This is a genomic window from Pseudoflavonifractor phocaeensis, from assembly GCF_016901955.1.
Lineage (GTDB): Bacteria > Bacillota > Clostridia > Oscillospirales > Oscillospiraceae > Flavonifractor > Flavonifractor phocaeensis_A.
In genome coordinates this window covers 1-479 of sequence record NZ_JACJLC010000229.1, presented here as the reverse complement: position 1 = coordinate 479, position 479 = coordinate 1, and the positions used below count along the sequence as shown (strand labels likewise).

Below are 479 nucleotides of genomic sequence, written 5' to 3'. Positions count from 1 at the left end.
CCTCGATATGGGCCTTAAATCATTTGCAGTCACCTCCAATGGAGTAGAGTATCCAAACCACAAGTTTCTGACTAAGAGCATCCGTAAACTGGCTCGTCTCCAGCGCCAGCTCTCCCGAAAATCAAAGGGGAGCAAGCGCAGGGAAAAGGTGCGGGTGAAGGTAGCTCGGTTGCAGGAACACATCTCCAATCAGCGGCAGGACACGCTGCATAAGCTATCCACCCAGCTTGTGCGGGACTACGACCTAATTAGCATCGAGGACTTAGCGTCCAAGAACATGGTCAAGAACCACAAAATTGCCCGGTCTATCTCAGACGCAAGCTGGGGCGAGTTCCGGCGGCAGTTAGAGTACAAGGCGGCGTGGTACGGAAAACAGGTAGTCACGGTAGACCGCTTCTTTCCGTCCTCCCAACTGTGCTCCGTTTGTGGCGCTCAGTGGTCCGGCACAAAGGATTTGTCCGTCCGGGAGTGGACTTGCC

Annotated in this window: 1 protein-coding gene; it reads left to right on the top strand. The window is 54.5% G+C overall.

What is annotated here, in order from left to right; genetic code table 11:
* On the top strand, nt 1-479 hold a 479-nt coding region (locus tag H6B51_RS17330), incomplete at both ends, for an RNA-guided endonuclease TnpB family protein (RefSeq protein WP_204884826.1).